The organism is Pectobacterium peruviense (genome assembly GCF_002847345.1).
In the GTDB taxonomy this organism is placed as follows: Bacteria; Pseudomonadota; Gammaproteobacteria; order Enterobacterales; family Enterobacteriaceae; genus Pectobacterium; species Pectobacterium peruviense.
Window position 1 is genome coordinate 20,883 of record NZ_LXFV01000012.1, and the last position, 15,641, is coordinate 36,523.

Here is a 15,641-nt window from a genome sequence, read left to right on the forward strand (position 1 = left end):
TAGTATTATTCACACGCCTCAAACAGCGCGGGGCTAAGCGTTGGCTGCCATTTTGCAACGACAGCCCGCCCAATGGCGTTTACGCTTTGATTACTCTGCTGGCTTAACTTTAGCTTTAAGAGCCGCTAGCTGCGCGCTGATTTCATCGTCCGCTTTCAACTCGGCAAACTGCTGATCCAGCGATTTTTGTTTCCCCAGCCCGTGGCTTTCCGCTTCCGCTTCCATCGTGTCGATACGGCGCTCAAACTGATCGAAACGCGCCATGGCTTCATCCAGCTTACCGCTGTCCAGTTGACGGCGCACATCACGCGATGATGCAGCGGCCTGATGGCGTAAGGTCAACGCCTGCTGACGAGCACGGGTTTCGCTTAATTTGTTTTCCAGCTCACCGATTTCACGCTTCATGCGATCCAGCGTTTCATCCACGTTTTCGGCTTCATGCTGCAACACAGCGATCAGGTCGGTCAGCTTCTGCTTTTCAATCAGCGCCGCACGGGCCAAATCGTCTTTATCTTTACGCAGCGCCAGCTCTGCTTTTTCCTGCCACTGCTCTTGCTGACCGTGCGCTTGTTCAATACGGCGGGCAATCTGTTTCTTTTCTGCCAGCGCCCGCGCCGAGGTTGAACGCACTTCAACCAGCGTATCTTCCATTTCCTGAATCATCAGCCGCACCAATTTCTGCGGATCTTCAGCTTTATCCAGCAATGAATTGATGTTGGCGTTCACGATGTCGGCAAAACGAGAAAAAATACCCATAATTACATCCTCTTCATGATTTCCAGCGTCTGATTACGCCTGATTTATCATCGTGACCAGCCGAGCCAGTCACGATCTCGTTCTAGATATATCAATAAGCATGCCAACTTTTAAATCAATTTAACTAACTGAAAATAAAGGGATAGATAATTTTGACTATTTTTTCCTTTTCGTTAAATTAGTCAAATACACTAATAGTTAGTAAAAATAACACGGTGAAACATCATGCTTCAGGAAAAAGAGAACCTGCTGGGCGAAGCCAACAGTTTTTTAGAGGTACTGGAACAGGTGTCGCAGTTGGCACAGTTAAATAAACCGGTACTGGTGATCGGCGAACGCGGTACGGGTAAAGAGCTGATCGCCAGCCGCTTGCACTACCTTTCTCCGCGTTGGCAAGGGCCGTTCGTTTCTCTCAACTGTGCGGCGCTCAACGAGAACCTGCTTGATTCCGAGCTATTTGGTCATGAAGCGGGTGCCTTTACCGGAGCGCAGAAACGCCATCTGGGACGCTTCGAACGCGCCGACGGCGGAACGCTGTTTTTGGACGAACTGGCCACCGCGCCAATGCTGGTGCAGGAAAAATTACTGCGGGTGATCGAATACGGCATGCTGGAGCGCGTAGGCGGCAGAGATCAGCTCCAAGTTGACGTGCGTCTGGTGTGTGCGACTAATGACGACCTGCCTGCGCTGGCTGCCAGCGGTAAATTTCGTGCGGATCTGCTCGATCGTCTAGCCTTCGATGTCGTGCAGCTTCCGCCACTGCGCGAACGCCAGCAGGACATCATGTTGCTGGCGGAACACTTTGCCATTCAGATGTGCCGAGAATTGCACCTGCCGCTGTTTCCCGGTTTTACCTCTGCCGCACATACGACGCTGCTGAATTATGATTGGCCGGGCAATATTCGTGAACTGAAAAACGTGGTTGAGCGCTCAGTGTATCGTCACGGCGATAGCGAACAGCCTCTCGATACCATCATTCTTAATCCCTTCAGCCGGTCTACCGCCGTTCAGGAAAAGTCGCAACATGCCGTAACCACCCAGCCGGATTTACCGTTGGACATGAAGCCGTGGTTGCTGGAACAAGAGAAAGGGTTGATCGATCGGGCATTAAATCAGGCGAAATTTAACCAGCGCAAGGCCGCTGAACTGCTGGGATTAACCTATCACCAGTTGCGTGGGCTATTGAAGAAACACGATATCGCGGTGAATGAGTGAAGATCTGGAAAGAAAATGCGGGCGAATTAACGCCCGCACTGTCAGTCGGTTAATGGGTTATGGCGCGCTATTACGGCTCAGCGCCCCATACCAGCGTGCCTTTATCATGCACGGTGATCTTCTCCCAGTTGGTGTAGCTCGTGACGTTAGCGCCGTATGAATAGTCATTCGTTTCATTCACGTTGCTCCAGTCACCAGCGTGAATGCGGACTTGCACCTCGCCCGTCTCTGCGCCCGGTTGAAGGGAACCGGCTCCGCTGCTGAAGGTAACCAGAACATAGCGATTGGCCTTATCGGTGCTGGCGGCTGGCGTCCCCGTGCTGGTCACAATGTTGTTAGGGCCGACGTTCGCCCAGTCAACAAAGAGGTTCGCACCAGGTTTACCATCATCATGGAAGTAGTAACGCACTTGCAGATCGCTGAGTTTGATCGGCGTACTTCCGGTGTTTTTGATGTTGAAGGCCATACGAATTGCATCATCGGAAGGGTTGTTGTCCACATTACGATATTGCAGTACGACATCACCCGTTGCTCCATTGCCTGGGTTAGTCGGTTCTGTTGGCGTGGTCGGCGTATCGCCACCGCTCAGATCTGCACCCGCACGAATCTGCTCTCTAACAAATTTGCCTGACGTCGACAGATTTTGCTCCATCCAGCCACCCGATTTTCTCGCCCCCGGAGCCAGCGCCGCGGACGCCTCTGATTTATCGTTAAGCGACCAGTTCACCCAGCTTACGCCACGGTTATTCAGGAAATCGATCCAGGTCTGCGATTCTGGTAGGAACGGCCCGCCATTGCCGGACGCATCGCTTGTTCCCCACTCGCTGACGAAAATCGCAGCACCGCGACTTTGTGCATAGTCAATACGATCCCGCAGGAACTGCCCGTGCGTGCCAGCATAGAAATGCAGTGCATACAGGGTATTCGGATCGGGCAGTTGATTGTCTGCGGCGTCATGGATATCCTGACTCCAAGTGCCAGTACCGACGATAATGATGTTATCGGGATCTTTGCTACGGATGGTGTCAGTCACTTCCAGGGCATAGGGTCGAATCTGCCCGTTCCATGTCACGCCGCCGTTTGGTTCATTGGCGATTTCATAAATCACGTTCGGCGAGTTGCCATACAACCCCGCCATTTCAGCAAAGAAAGTTTTTGCCTGCGCTTTATAAGTATTGGGATCGTTATCCGACAAGATGTGCCAGTCGATAATGATGTAGACGCCAAGGCTTTGCGCCGCCGCAACGGCCTCTTTTACCTTATTGGCGATGGAAGGGTTAGCAATATAACCATTTTCTGCCGTGTACATGGCGACGCGGAACACGTTAATCCCCCAGTCATCACGCAGCCATTTCATCGAATCTTTGTTGACGTAGTCACCAAACCACTGCAACCCATGTGAGCTGATCCCTCTCAGTTGCACCCGCTTCCCCTGTTCATCCACCAGTCGCCCATTCTCGACGGACAGCTGGCCGTGCGTTTCCACTGGCGTTGCAGATAATGCGGAGAAACTGAGCGACATGCCCAGCACCGTTGTTACTACACCTAACGTCAATTTCCTGACGATTTGATTCCTTCTGATCCACATATTCCTTATCTCCATTGTGAACACCCATAATCTTGGGTATAGGCATGATAAGGGAGATTTCCGCTCTCGCAAATAATTTAGGAAATTTCCCAACCATATTGATTTAATTAATTATTTACAAGGAAATAGAAAGCAAGGTAAGTATCTGGCGGCGAGATTTAGCGGGCAAAAAAAAAGCCAGCACGTAGGCTGGCTAAAATAATACTGGAAGCAATGTGAGCAATGTCGTGCTCTCCTTCAGTGTCTGCGAGGAGCCACTGCTGAAGTGCGAAAATGATGATAATAGTTATCAGTATCATCTGTAAAGCACTTTGTTGAGAATTTTTCTCATTTCCATACTGACTATAGGGTTCCTGCCGAGCATCGGTTCTGCCGATAACAAACGTAATGCCCCACGGAATAACCCATTAGCATTCATTATAACGTTTTCAATTGCTCACCAAATGGCTTAAACGGTTGGAAAGTCGCCAGACGCACACAACAAGAGTGGGGAGGATGCCAAGAGTACGATACACTCTCTTTATATACGTATTGACTGAAAAATCCCGTATGTTCGGAAAAACCTGTTTCGCACTGGCATTCACCTGGCTGGCTTTACCTGCACTGGCCGCACCACAGTCCGTGCTAACGCCCCCCGCTCCGCTGGATAATATTCGCCAGAGCGGTTTTGTCTATTGCGTCAATGATGTCCTGAACACCTTTAATCCGCAGATGGCGCGCAGCGGCGTCACCATTGATACGCTGGCAGCGCAGCTTTACGATCGCCTGCTGGACGTCGATCCTTATACCTATCGCCTGATGCCAGAACTGGCCCAGCGCTGGGAAGTGTTGGATAACGGTTCGACATACCGTTTCTACCTGCGCCACGATATACCGTTTCAACGTACCGAGTGGTTCAGCCCCACGCGAAATATGAATGCCGATGACGTGATATTCAGCTTCCAGCGCATGCTGGATAAAAAACATCCGTATCATGATGTCAACGGCGGCGAATATCCCTATTTCGACAGCCTGCAATTTGCCGATTCAGTGCAAAGTATTCGCAAACTAGGCGAATACAGCGTTGAGATCCGCCTAAATAGCCCAGATGCGTCGTTTCTGTGGCATCTGGCTACCCACTACGCCCCGATTCTGTCCGATGAATACGCACAGCGTCTGGCGAAAGAAGATAAGAAAGAACTGCTGGATCGCGAACCGGTTGGTACTGGGCCTTATATGCTCAATGAATACCGTAACGGGCAATATATCCGACTAACGCGCAACGCCGACTATTGGCGCGGTTTGCCGCGTATGCCGCAGGTTGTTATCGATCTCGGCTCCGGCGGCACAGGCCGCTTATCCAAGCTGTTGACGGGCGAATGTGACGTTCTTGCCTATCCGGCTGCCAGCCAGCTAACCATCCTGCGTAATGACCCGCGTCTGCGTCTGTCGCTACGTCCCGGCATGAACGTCGCCTATTTAGCCTTCAACGTACGAAAACCGCCGCTGGACGATCGCCGCGTGCGAGAAGCTATCGCGCTGGCGATCAATAACGACAGGCTGATGCAGTCGATCTATTACGGTACGGCAGAAACCGCTGCCTCTATTCTGCCCCGCGCCTCGTGGGCGTACGACAATGAATCACAGGTAACGGAATACAACCCGCAGAAAGCGCGACAAATCTTGCAGGAACTGGGGCTCACGAACCTGAATCTGCGCCTGTGGGTGCCCAGCGCCTCACAATCCTACAACCCCAGTCCGCTAAAAACGGCAGAGTTGATACAGGCCGATCTGGCGCAAATTGGCGTCACCGTCACCATCGTGCCGGTAGAAGGTCGCTTTCAGGAAGCACGACTGATGGAACTCAGTCACGATTTAACGCTGGCAGGTTGGGCAACGGACAGTAACGACCCGGACAGCTTTTTCCGGCCGTTGTTAAGCTGCGCGGCTATTCGCTCCCAGAGCAACTACGCGCACTGGTGCGACCCTACTTTTGATGAAGTGCTGCAAAACGCGCTCTCGTCACAACAGCTCTCTAAGCGGATTGACTATTATCAGCAGGCACAGCGTATTCTGGCAGAACAATTACCCGTTCTACCGCTGGCGTCGTCATTACGATTGCTCGCCTACCGCTATGATATGAAAGGGCTGGTCTTGAGCCCATTCGGCAATGCCTCGTTCGCGGGCGTATTCCGCGAAGATCAACAGGCGCAGCAGAAACCCTCTGCACCAGAAACCGTGGAGGAAGCACAGCCGTGATTATTTTTACCTTGCGACGTCTGGTGTTACTGTTCGTGACATTGTCACTGCTGACGCTGGTTGGCTTCAGCCTCAGCTACTACACGCCTAACGCGCCGCTCAATGGTGCAGCGCTGTTTGATGCCTATCACTTCTATCTCACCAGCTTGCTTCAGGGCGATTTCGGTCGTTCCAGTATTAACGGGCAAGCCATCAGCGAGCTGCTGAAAGAAGTGTTCCCAGCCACGATCGAGCTTTGTCTGCTGGCGTTTGCGCTCTCGCTGCTGGTCGGTATTCCACTGGGGATTACCGCAGGCGTGATGCAGAATCGTGGAGCGGACATCGTGATCAGCACGCTGGCTTTGATCGGCTTTTCCCTGCCAGTGTTCTGGCTGGCACTGCTGCTAACGCTCTTCTTCTCGCTGCATCTCGGCTGGCTGCCGGTTTCTGGCCGTTTCGATCTGCTCTATCAGGTGAAAACGGTGACCGGATTTGCGCTGATTGACGCCTGGCTGTCCGATTCACCGCATCGTGGTGAAATGATCGCCAGCGCCATCCGCCACCTGATTCTACCGATTACCGTGCTAGCCGTCGGGCCGACCACCGAGGTGATCCGCCTGATGCGCGTAAGTACTACTGATATTATTAGCAAAAATTACATTAAAGCGGCAGCAACGCGTGGGCTATCCCGCTTCACGATCATTCGTCGCCACCTGATTCACAACGCGCTGCCGCCGATTATTCCCAAGCTAGGGTTACAATTTTCCACCATGCTGACGCTGGCGATGATTACCGAAGTGGTCTTTAACTGGCCGGGCGTGGGTCGCTGGCTGGTGAATGCCATTCGCCAACAGGATTTCGCTGCGATTTCTGCGGGCGTCATGGTGGTTGGCGCGATGGTTATCACGGTCAACATCCTGTCTGATATTTGGGGCGCGATGGCAAATCCGTTGAAACATAAGGAATGGTATGCCCTACGATAACGTCTATAGCGAAAAGCGGCTGCCTAGCCGACTGGGCGATACCTGGCGGGCATTCCATCAGGATATGCTGGCGATGGTCGGGTTATACGGTTTTTTGATCCTGATCGGCCTGTGCCTGTTCGGCAAATTTCTTGCGCCTTATGAAGTTGACCAGCAATTTTTGGGCTATCAACTGTTGCCCCCTTCCTGGTCGCACTACGGCGAAGTGTCGTTCTTTCTCGGCACCGATGATTTAGGGCGCGACCAACTAAGTCGCTTGTTGAGCGGTGCCGCACCCACCGTCGGCGCATCGCTCATCGTCACCTATGCAGCGGCACTGTGCGGCATAGTGTTGGGCGTCTTTGCTGGCGTCACGCGCGGGCTACGTTCGGCAATGCTCAACCATATTCTGGATACGCTGCTGTCGATTCCGTCGCTGTTGCTGGCGATAGTGGTGATTGCCTTTATCGGCCCGAAGCTCGAACACGCAATGCTTGCCGTCTGGCTGGCGCTGTTGCCACGTATGGTGCGTACCATCTACAACGCCGTACACGATGAGATGGACAAAGAGTACGTGATCGCCGCCCGTCTTGACGGAGCCTCCACGTTTTATCTGGTCTGGTACGTTGTCTTACCGAATATTGCCGCGCTGCTGGTTTCAGAATTTACTCGCGCGTTGTCGATCGCCATTTTGGATATCGCCGCGCTGGGCTTTCTCGATTTGGGCGCACAACTGCCCACCACCGAATGGGGCGCCCTGCTCGGCAACTCGCTGGAGCTGGTTTATGCCGCGCCGTGGACCGTGATGCTGCCCGGTGCAGCGATCGCGCTGAGCGTATTAATCGTCAACCTGCTGGGCGACGGCATCCGCCGCGCGCTCGTCGCGGAAACGGAATAAGAGGCGACGACTCCCAATGCCATTACTTGATATCCGTAATCTGACGATTGAATTTATGACCGCTGACGGTGCCGTAAAAGCCGTCGATCGCGTCAGTATGACGCTGAGCGAAGGGGAAATCCGCGGGCTGGTGGGCGAATCTGGCTCAGGCAAAAGCCTGATCGCCAAAGCCATCTGCGGAATTACCAAAGAGAACTGGCGCGTCACCGCCGACCGCTTCCGCTTCGATGATATCGACCTGCTGCAACTGTCGTCGCGCGAGCGACGTAAACTGGTCGGTCATAACGTCTCCATGATTTTCCAGGAACCGCAATCCTGTCTCGACCCGTCCGAAAGTGTGGGCCGGCAGCTGGTGCAAGCGATTCCCGGCTGGACGTATAAAGGCCGCTGGTGGCAGCGATTTAACTGGCGCAAGCGCCGCGCTATCGAACTGCTGCACCGCGTCGGGATTAAAGATCACAAAGACATCATGGGCAGCTATCCCTATGAGCTGAGCGACGGTGAGTGCCAGAAGGTGATGATTGCCATCGCGCTGGCGAACCAGCCGCGTCTGCTGATTGCCGATGAACCGACCAACGCAATGGAATCCACCACGCAGGCACAAATTTTCCGCCTGCTATCGCGCCTGAACCAAAACAATAACACCACGATTCTGCTCATCAGCCATGACCTGCAAACCATGAGCAAATGGGCAGACCGGATCAACGTGCTTTATTGCGGGCAAACGGTAGAGAGCGCCACCTGTGAAGATTTGATCACCGCGCCTCATCATCCTTATACGCAGGCGCTGATCCGCGCAATGCCTGATTTCGGCCGCTCGTTACCGCATAAAAGCCGGTTAAACACTCTGAATGGCGCGATTCCCTCATTGGAGCACCTGCCGATTGGCTGCCGACTCGGCCCGCGCTGCCCTTATTCACAAAAGCAGTGTATGCAAACGCCGCCGCTGCTCTCTGTTAAGAACCACTTATATGCCTGCCACTTCCCGCTCAACATGGAGGAACCGTGATGGTTGAGATGCTACTTGAAGCCCGCAACCTGACCAAGACGTTCCGCTACCGGACCGGGCTGTTTCGTCGTCAGCACGTTGAGGCGGTGAAATCCGTCAGCTTTACGCTACGTGAACGCCAGACGCTCGCCATCATCGGCGAGAACGGTTCGGGGAAATCGACGCTGGCCAAAATGCTGTCAGGCATGATCGCTCCGACGTCCGGTGAACTGGTTATCGATGATCATCCACTGCATTACGGCGATTATGGCTACCGCAGCCAGCGCATCCGCATGATTTTTCAGGATGCGAGCAATGCGCTCAACCCGCGTCAGCGTATCGGGCAACTATTGGATGTTCCGCTGCGGCTAAATACCGACCTCAGCGCCGAAGCACGCGAAAAAGCAATTAATCAGGCGCTACAGCAGGTCGGGTTACGGCCCGATCACGCTTATTACTATCCGCACGCGCTCGCGCCGGGGCAAAAACAGCGCGTCGGCCTAGCGCGCGCACTCATTCTGCAACCGAAAGTGATTGTTGCCGATGAAGCGCTGGCGTCGCTGGATATGTCTATGCGGTCACAGATTATCAATCTGATGCTGGAGTTACAGGAAAAGCACGGTATCTCTTATATTTACGTGACGCAGCATCTGGGCATGATGAAGCACATCAGCGACCAGATTCTGGTGATGCAGGCAGGCGAAGTGGTCGAACGCGGCAGTACCGCCGATGTGTTGTCCGCCCCGCTCCATGACCTGACGAAACGTTTGATTGCCAGCCACTTTGGCGAAGCGCTCAGCGCCGATGCCTGGCGACGAGACGGCGCACAACGTTAATCTTCGCGCACAACGACAGCAATTCCTCTGCGCCCACAGGACTGTGACAAAGGAGGGATACTGCTCGGAGTACCCCTACCGTCCCCAACATGGTAGAATTGCGCGGTTTATTCATCTCGGTCGTCACTTGCCGCGTAGGTTTACAGGCACAGAAGTGGCGATCGCAGCAACAATGATCACAAGGATTACTGCTATGGGTTTTCTTACCGGTAAGCGCATTCTGGTAACAGGCGTTGCCAGCACCCGTTCTATTGCCTACGGTATTGCACAAGCAATGCAACGTGAAGGTGCCGAACTGGCATTCACGTATCAGAACGAAAAATTAAAAGCACGCGTTGAAGGTTTTGCCAGCGAGCTGGGTTCCAGCATCGTTCTGCCGTGTGATGTCGCTGAAGATGCGAGCATCGAAGCACTGTTTACCGAACTGGCTAACGTATGGCCGAACTTTGATGGCTTCGTGCATTCCATTGCTTATGCACCGGGCGACCAACTGGACGGTGACTATGTTGATGCCGTTACCCGTGAAGGCTTCAGCATTTCTCACGACATCAGCTCTTACAGCTTCGTCGCGATGGCGAAAGCCTGCCGCAAGATGCTGAACCCGAACTCTGCGCTGGTTACCCTGTCCTACCTGGGTGCTGAGCGTGCCATCCCTAACTACAACGTGATGGGTCTGGCAAAAGCCTCTCTGGAAGCGAACGTACGTTACATGGCAAATGCCATGGGTGCTCAGGGCGTGCGTGTCAACGCCATCTCTGCAGGCCCGATTCGTACACTGGCTGCATCCGGCATCAAAGACTTCAAGAAAATGCTGTCGCATTGCGAAGCCGTTACGCCAATCCGCCGTGTCGTTACCATTGAAGACGTGGGCAACTCTGCTGCGTTCCTGTGTTCCGATCTGGCAGCCGGTATCTCCGGTGAAGTTCTGCACGTTGACGGCGGCTTCAGCATCGCTGCCATGAACGAGCTGGAACTGAAATAAGTTCTTACCGCTAACGGTGTTTCAACAATGCGCTCTTGAAAAGGAGCGCATTGTTATTCCCCATCCCCAAAAGAAGATCGTCAGTACGATCATCCTTCATAGATAAAATATAATAATTGAATTAACGCATACAAAATAATATGCATAAAAAGTATATTTATGCAGAATAAACCTCCATACAAAAAACAACCCCTAACATTAATAACTGTATATTTAAAAATATTAACTTTTTATCATTTATCCATAAAAAACACATATTCATAATACTCATTAAATAACAAGGGAATAGTGAATTAATTACAGATTTATTAAAAAACAAATCCTATCAAATCAAAAGAATGAGAAATAATAGAGCAGAACGCAAAAAACAAATCCTCATCTATTATTTATCTGCGCGCCAGTCGAGCCGTATTTTATTTTTCAAAAAAATTTACATGCTAATTATTTAACGTTTAGTTAAATAATATATTTACCTATCATTTTAAAACGAGGTCATTATGAGTAACGCTGATGCATCTAGTTTCAAATCCAGTAATAGTATTATCAACATCATTGTTGTTATTGATACGGATAGCATTATTGATGATTTTACAGGTAAAAATCCCAGCAAAAATGAAAAAAGCCCGACCCCTATTGGCCATCAATATTCGTATATGGTTGTCGCTTCTGAATCGGCCATTAGTGGTTCAGGCACAGCCGATCTTAATATCAGCGCCAATGTTGGTGATGTGATTCGCTGGACCGGAACATCAGAATCGGGGAACTTTGACTCCAGTGTGTTGATTTATGGTTTACCAAAATTTGGTGGGCAAGATGTATTTACCAGCCCAACCTTTAAAATGTACACAAAGACCTCAATGCTGCCAGCGCAGAACGGTCCTTTTCCAGTAACGTATACCGATCAATCTTACTGGTTCATTCAGGCGGATATCAACCAGAAAGGCAAAGAAAACTATCAAGTGCAATTCGGGTTGTACTATCGCCCAAATGGGGGGGCGCAGGAGCTTTTTGGTTATTTCCAATGGGACCCGACGATCACTGTTAACAATTAAAAATACACATCGATTAATAGTATTACTAAAAATGGATGGCCGATTTTTCTTGGCCATCCATTTGTCTATTTTAGAATAACGATAACTACAACATAGTCACCGAATAATCCTCATCCAGCAATTCAAACCGATAGTGCCGCTGCGAGGAAAAGATTATCTCTTTATTCTTCGTCACAAAAATAGCTTCAATATCTTGCCGGTTTTTTAGAAAGTGAATGCCTGCGCTCACGCCCATGCCATAGAGCAGTGTGGTGTAGATATCACCGTCGAGAGAGTCATTCGAGATAATCGTCACACTGTGCAGTTCGTTATCCAGTGGGTAACCAGTCTGGGGATCGAGAATATGATGATAGATACGGTCGTCTACGGTAAAAAAGCGTTCATAGACACCGGATGTCACCACAGATTTGTTCTTCACCTTAATAATGCCCAGCAGGCTATCGCGATCCGCAAAGGGCTTCTGCAATCCGACGCTCCATAGCCCTTGCTCATCCGCCAACGCGCTGCCGATAGCGAGCACATTTCCCCCCAGATTGATCAGCGCGTCCTGAATAGCGTGTTGACGCAGGACATCCCTGACGATATCAGCAATATAGCCCTTCGCAATCGCGCCCAGATCAATTTCCATTCCTGCATTTTCTAATAACACAGCATGGTCTTGCTCTCTGAGGAGAATGCGCTCGGGATGCGTTAATGCCAGCGCCCGATGTATCGATTCTTCATCAGGCACCGTGCAGCCGCTAAAACCGATTTTCCATAGTTTGACGACGGGGCCTATTGCCACGTTAAAGCCGCTGTTTTCAATCAGACTCACGGCTTTGGCGCGTTTAATCAGTTCAAAAACAACTGGGCTGACCGAAACGTATTCTTTCCCCGCCGCATGGTTGATGCTCATCACTTCCGACTGCGCCCGATTAACGGTTAGCAGGTCTTCGAGCTGCTTAATGCGATGAAAAACCTGTCTGACCACAACCTCATCGTGGACGAACAGTTTAAGCTGGATGGGACTGCCCATCAGGTGAACGGAATAGACGTAAGCGTTATCGACAGAAGGCATAGGGTGGCTCCCATGAACGAAGGCGGTACTGAGAGGAAACGGTGGAAAATGGCGAGCGCCTTTTCAGACGCTCGCCAGTCGCGCTATTCTTCTATCATAACAGACTGTTTTTCAGCCGTTTTAGCCGTCGATGTCACAAACTTGGCTTTACGCGCCTTGGTAGGAAAAATGCCAGAATGGCGCGGTGACGTCGCATAAGCCGCCGCCTGAATCCCCGCCTGAATGCCGAAGATAATGATATCTGCCACGGCGTTCCCCCCAATGCGGTTCGCACCGTGAATCCCTCCCACCACTTCCCCTGCCGCATAAGCACCAGAGATCGTCTCTTTGTGACAGTTCTGCACTTCTGCTTTCGCGTTAATCGTCACACCGCCCATCGTGTGGTGCACGCCTGGAGCCACTTTAATCGCGTAGTAAGGTGCCTGATTCAGCTGATCGCGCATGCCGGTTGAACGACCAAAATCTTCATCGTGTTTATCGGCAATAAAGGTGTTGTAACGTTCGAGCGTGGCTTGCAGAGCCGCTGGTGGCATGTCGAGTTTCTCGGCCAGTTCAGTCACGCTGCTGGCGCTGACGGTCAGCCCTTGGGCGACGTATTCTTCAACCGCCCGATTGCGGTTTCTCACCTGTTCATCGAACAGGATGTACGCGTATTCTTCCGGTAGGTTAACAATGGCTGACGAGACGTTATCGCGTGTTTCCATCTCGTTGAAGAAGCGTTCTCCACGCTGTGACACCAAAATAGCGCCACCACCTCGAATGGATTCGGAGATCAGATAAGAGGTCGTCTGTTCAACCGTTGGATGGGTTTGAATTTCTCCCATGTCCACCGTATCCGCGCCAATCCGCTCCAACAGACGAATCCCGCCGCCCGTCGCGCCCTTGTGGTTGGTCGTGACAAAACCTTTCAGGTCTGGACGGTACGACTCCACCATCGCCTGATTCGCGCTGAAACCACCCGTAGCAACAATCACCGCTTTTGTCGTAATCAGGCTTTCTTCCCGTTCGTCATTAACGACTTTGACGGCGGTCACTTTGCCCTTCTCTTGCACAATCTCCGTCACCGACGTTTCCAGCAGTACCTCAATATTGTATTTATTGAGATTTTTAATCAGTCCGCTGACCAGATAGCCGCCCACCGCTGCGCCGTTGGCAGGCCGATGCGTTCTGTCCACGCTCATGCCGCCCGTCGTCGTGATGTCGCTCAGCTCGATATCGTGCTGTGCCAGCCAGTTAATCGCATCAGACGCGTGATCGACGAAATATTGCACCAGCGTCGGATTGTTCTTCTGCTTTCCACTTTTCAGGGTTTCGTTATAGAACAGCGCGTGGCTATCTTCGATACCTCTGTTTTGCTGGAAGACCGTTCCCGCCGCGTTCATCCCGGCAGAGGCCTTGATGGTATTGCCGCCGATGACTGGCATCTTTTCAATGACGATAACGCGAGCGCCCTCTTCGCTAGCCTGAATTGCCGCCGCCAGCCCCGCGCCGCCGCTGCCAATCACCACAACGTCCGCTTCGCGGCGTGCATTCGGATTACCACCATCGGCAATAATGGCGTCTTTGCTCGATTTCACCATCGCCTTGGTGACGGCTTTTTTGATCGCCTCACTCTGCGCTGTTGCGCCCGTTACGGCGTCAACGTGTGGGCTATTGGTATCCAAAATACGTTCACGGATAATTTCAAAACTGATTTTCAGTGAATCATCGATATCACAATTATCCAACGCAATATCAGCGACCCGATTCTGCTCAAAATGGACAGTAATCTGCAATTCGCCACATTCGTCCTGAACGTTTTCCTGATACACCCCAGATTTAAATTTCTTGCCGGTTAAATTCACGTCCCGAATCATGGCTTCGACTAATGAAAAACGCCACAGCGGCTCGGGGATCATGAGTGCTTCACGTTTATCGCTGGCAATATAAAGATCGAGTTTTTTCTGCTCGGCAATGCAATCCGTCCAATCGGGATAAGCAATACAGGCTCTGCCAACAGCAATCAGGTCATAACCATTTTCTAACGCCGCATCGGCGTCTGCTTGATTGACGATATCGCCTACGCCAATAACCGGAATAGCTGCTAATGTCGCAGAACGACGAGCAACATATTTTTTAATCAGTGGCGTCGGATCATTTGTCTCGATAATGGACGAGCGCAGGATATTCCCCATAGAGAAGTGGACATAATCCAGCCCGCGCGCCGCCAGTTTTTCCAGCAGATAGATCGAATCATCAAAATGAATACCCGGCTCTTCAATCTCCTCTGGTGAGAAGCGATAGCCAATGATAAATGACGGATCGGCGTATTTACCAGCAACCTCATGGGCGATATCCAGAACAGCAAGCGGAAACGCCGCACGTTTGTCACGGCTGCCGCCCCATTGATCTGAGCGTTGATTAGAGTGGGGAGAATAGAACTGTTGAATCAGGTAGGTGTTGGCACCGTGTATTTCCACGCCATCAAATCCCGCCTGAATGGCACGATGGACGGCTGCGCCAAACTTCCCGATCATGGCTTCGACTTCATCGCCTGACAACGCGACCGGAACGATGGCACCCGCACGCGGTGCAGCAATGGCGCTAGGCGCAACCGGCGTCGCACCTCCGATAAAACGCGGTTCGACCATACGGCCGCCGTGATAAATTTGCAGGATCGCCGTCGAGCCTTTTTCTTTAATCGCGGCCGCAATTTTGGCCAACCCGGCAATTTTGTCGTCGTTGTCGATCCCTATCGCGCCGGGAAAAGCCAACCCTTTGTCATCAATAAAGCAGCACTCCACAATGACGGTGCCGATACTGCCTGCTCTGGCCTGATAATATTCCACCAGCTCTTTTGTCACGCTCCCATCGTAAAACCCGCTACAGGTGGTCATCGGGGCCATCAGCACCCGATTTTTCAGCGTCGCGCCGTTGGGGAGAGTAAAAGCGGCAAATAAATCATGGTGACTATTCTTCATAGTGAATACTCCACTTAAAATAAAAACTCTGTTCGCAAAGGAATCAGAAGCAGCCATGTTTGTTTTTATTAATTCTTTTGGCTGATAATTCGCGAACTTATTACTTACCAAGTATCTATTTTTTTAACTG

At 51.6% G+C, this 15,641-nt stretch carries 12 protein-coding genes; 8 read left to right on the forward strand and 4 right to left on the reverse strand.

Annotated elements, in window-relative coordinates; genetic code table 11:
• Positions 1-90: 90 nt before the first annotated feature.
• A complete protein-coding gene (gene pspA / locus A0G03_RS10965; protein WP_039299343.1) occupies positions 91-756 on the reverse strand; it encodes a phage shock protein PspA in 666 nt (221 codons plus the stop codon).
• A 225-nt stretch (positions 757-981) separates the two neighbouring features.
• Between pspA and pspF the strand changes: the two genes are divergently transcribed.
• Positions 982-1,971, forward strand: coding sequence for a phage shock protein operon transcriptional activator (gene pspF, locus A0G03_RS10970; RefSeq protein ID WP_048259879.1), 990 nt, complete (start codon positions 982-984; stop codon positions 1,969-1,971).
• A 70-nt stretch (positions 1,972-2,041) separates the two neighbouring features.
• Here the strand turns inward: pspF and A0G03_RS10975 are convergent, their stop codons facing one another.
• Positions 2,042-3,559: a cellulase family glycosylhydrolase gene (locus tag A0G03_RS10975; RefSeq protein ID WP_048259878.1), complete on the reverse strand. Its 1,518-nt coding sequence runs from the start codon at positions 3,557-3,559 to the stop codon at positions 2,042-2,044.
• Between the two features lie 549 nt (positions 3,560-4,108).
• On the opposite strand from A0G03_RS10975, the gene sapA reads away from it, so the two are divergent.
• The 7 genes from sapA (at position 4,109) to A0G03_RS11010 (ending at position 11,494) form a co-directional block, all read left to right on the forward strand.
• Positions 4,109-5,797: an ABC transporter substrate-binding protein SapA gene (sapA, locus tag A0G03_RS10980; protein ID WP_048259877.1), complete on the forward strand. Its 1,689-nt coding sequence runs from the start codon at positions 4,109-4,111 to the stop codon at positions 5,795-5,797.
• Complete coding sequence (sapB, locus tag A0G03_RS10985) at positions 5,794-6,759, forward strand: putrescine export ABC transporter permease SapB (protein ID WP_048259876.1); 966 nt, start codon at positions 5,794-5,796, stop codon at positions 6,757-6,759. Before sapA ends, sapB begins: the two co-directional genes overlap by 4 nt.
• A complete protein-coding gene (gene sapC, locus A0G03_RS10990; RefSeq protein ID WP_048259875.1) occupies positions 6,746-7,636 on the forward strand; it encodes a putrescine export ABC transporter permease SapC in 891 nt (296 codons plus the stop codon). Before sapB ends, sapC begins: the two co-directional genes overlap by 14 nt.
• A gap of 16 nt (positions 7,637-7,652) precedes the next feature.
• Positions 7,653-8,645, forward strand: a complete 993-nt coding sequence (sapD, locus tag A0G03_RS10995; protein WP_048259874.1) for a putrescine export ABC transporter ATP-binding protein SapD — start codon at positions 7,653-7,655, stop codon at positions 8,643-8,645.
• On the forward strand, positions 8,645-9,460 hold the full coding sequence (gene sapF, locus A0G03_RS11000) for a putrescine export ABC transporter ATP-binding protein SapF (protein ID WP_048259873.1): 816 nt from the start codon (positions 8,645-8,647) through the stop codon (positions 9,458-9,460). Before sapD ends, sapF begins: the two co-directional genes overlap by 1 nt.
• 193 nt (positions 9,461-9,653) lie before the next feature.
• On the forward strand, positions 9,654-10,442 hold the full coding sequence (gene fabI, locus A0G03_RS11005) for an enoyl-ACP reductase FabI (protein ID WP_048259872.1): 789 nt from the start codon (positions 9,654-9,656) through the stop codon (positions 10,440-10,442).
• Positions 10,443-10,939: 497 nt separating this feature from the next.
• Positions 10,940-11,494: an inclusion body family protein gene (locus A0G03_RS11010; RefSeq protein WP_048259871.1), complete on the forward strand. Its 555-nt coding sequence runs from the start codon at positions 10,940-10,942 to the stop codon at positions 11,492-11,494.
• An 85-nt stretch (positions 11,495-11,579) separates the two neighbouring features.
• Here A0G03_RS11010 and A0G03_RS11015 read toward each other — a convergent pair whose 3' ends face one another.
• A complete protein-coding gene (locus A0G03_RS11015; protein WP_048259870.1) occupies positions 11,580-12,551 on the reverse strand; it encodes an FAD:protein FMN transferase in 972 nt (323 codons plus the stop codon).
• A gap of 83 nt (positions 12,552-12,634) precedes the next feature.
• Complete coding sequence (locus tag A0G03_RS11020; RefSeq protein ID WP_048259869.1) at positions 12,635-15,511, reverse strand: flavocytochrome c; 2,877 nt, start codon at positions 15,509-15,511, stop codon at positions 12,635-12,637.
• Positions 15,512-15,641 lie beyond the last annotated feature (130 nt).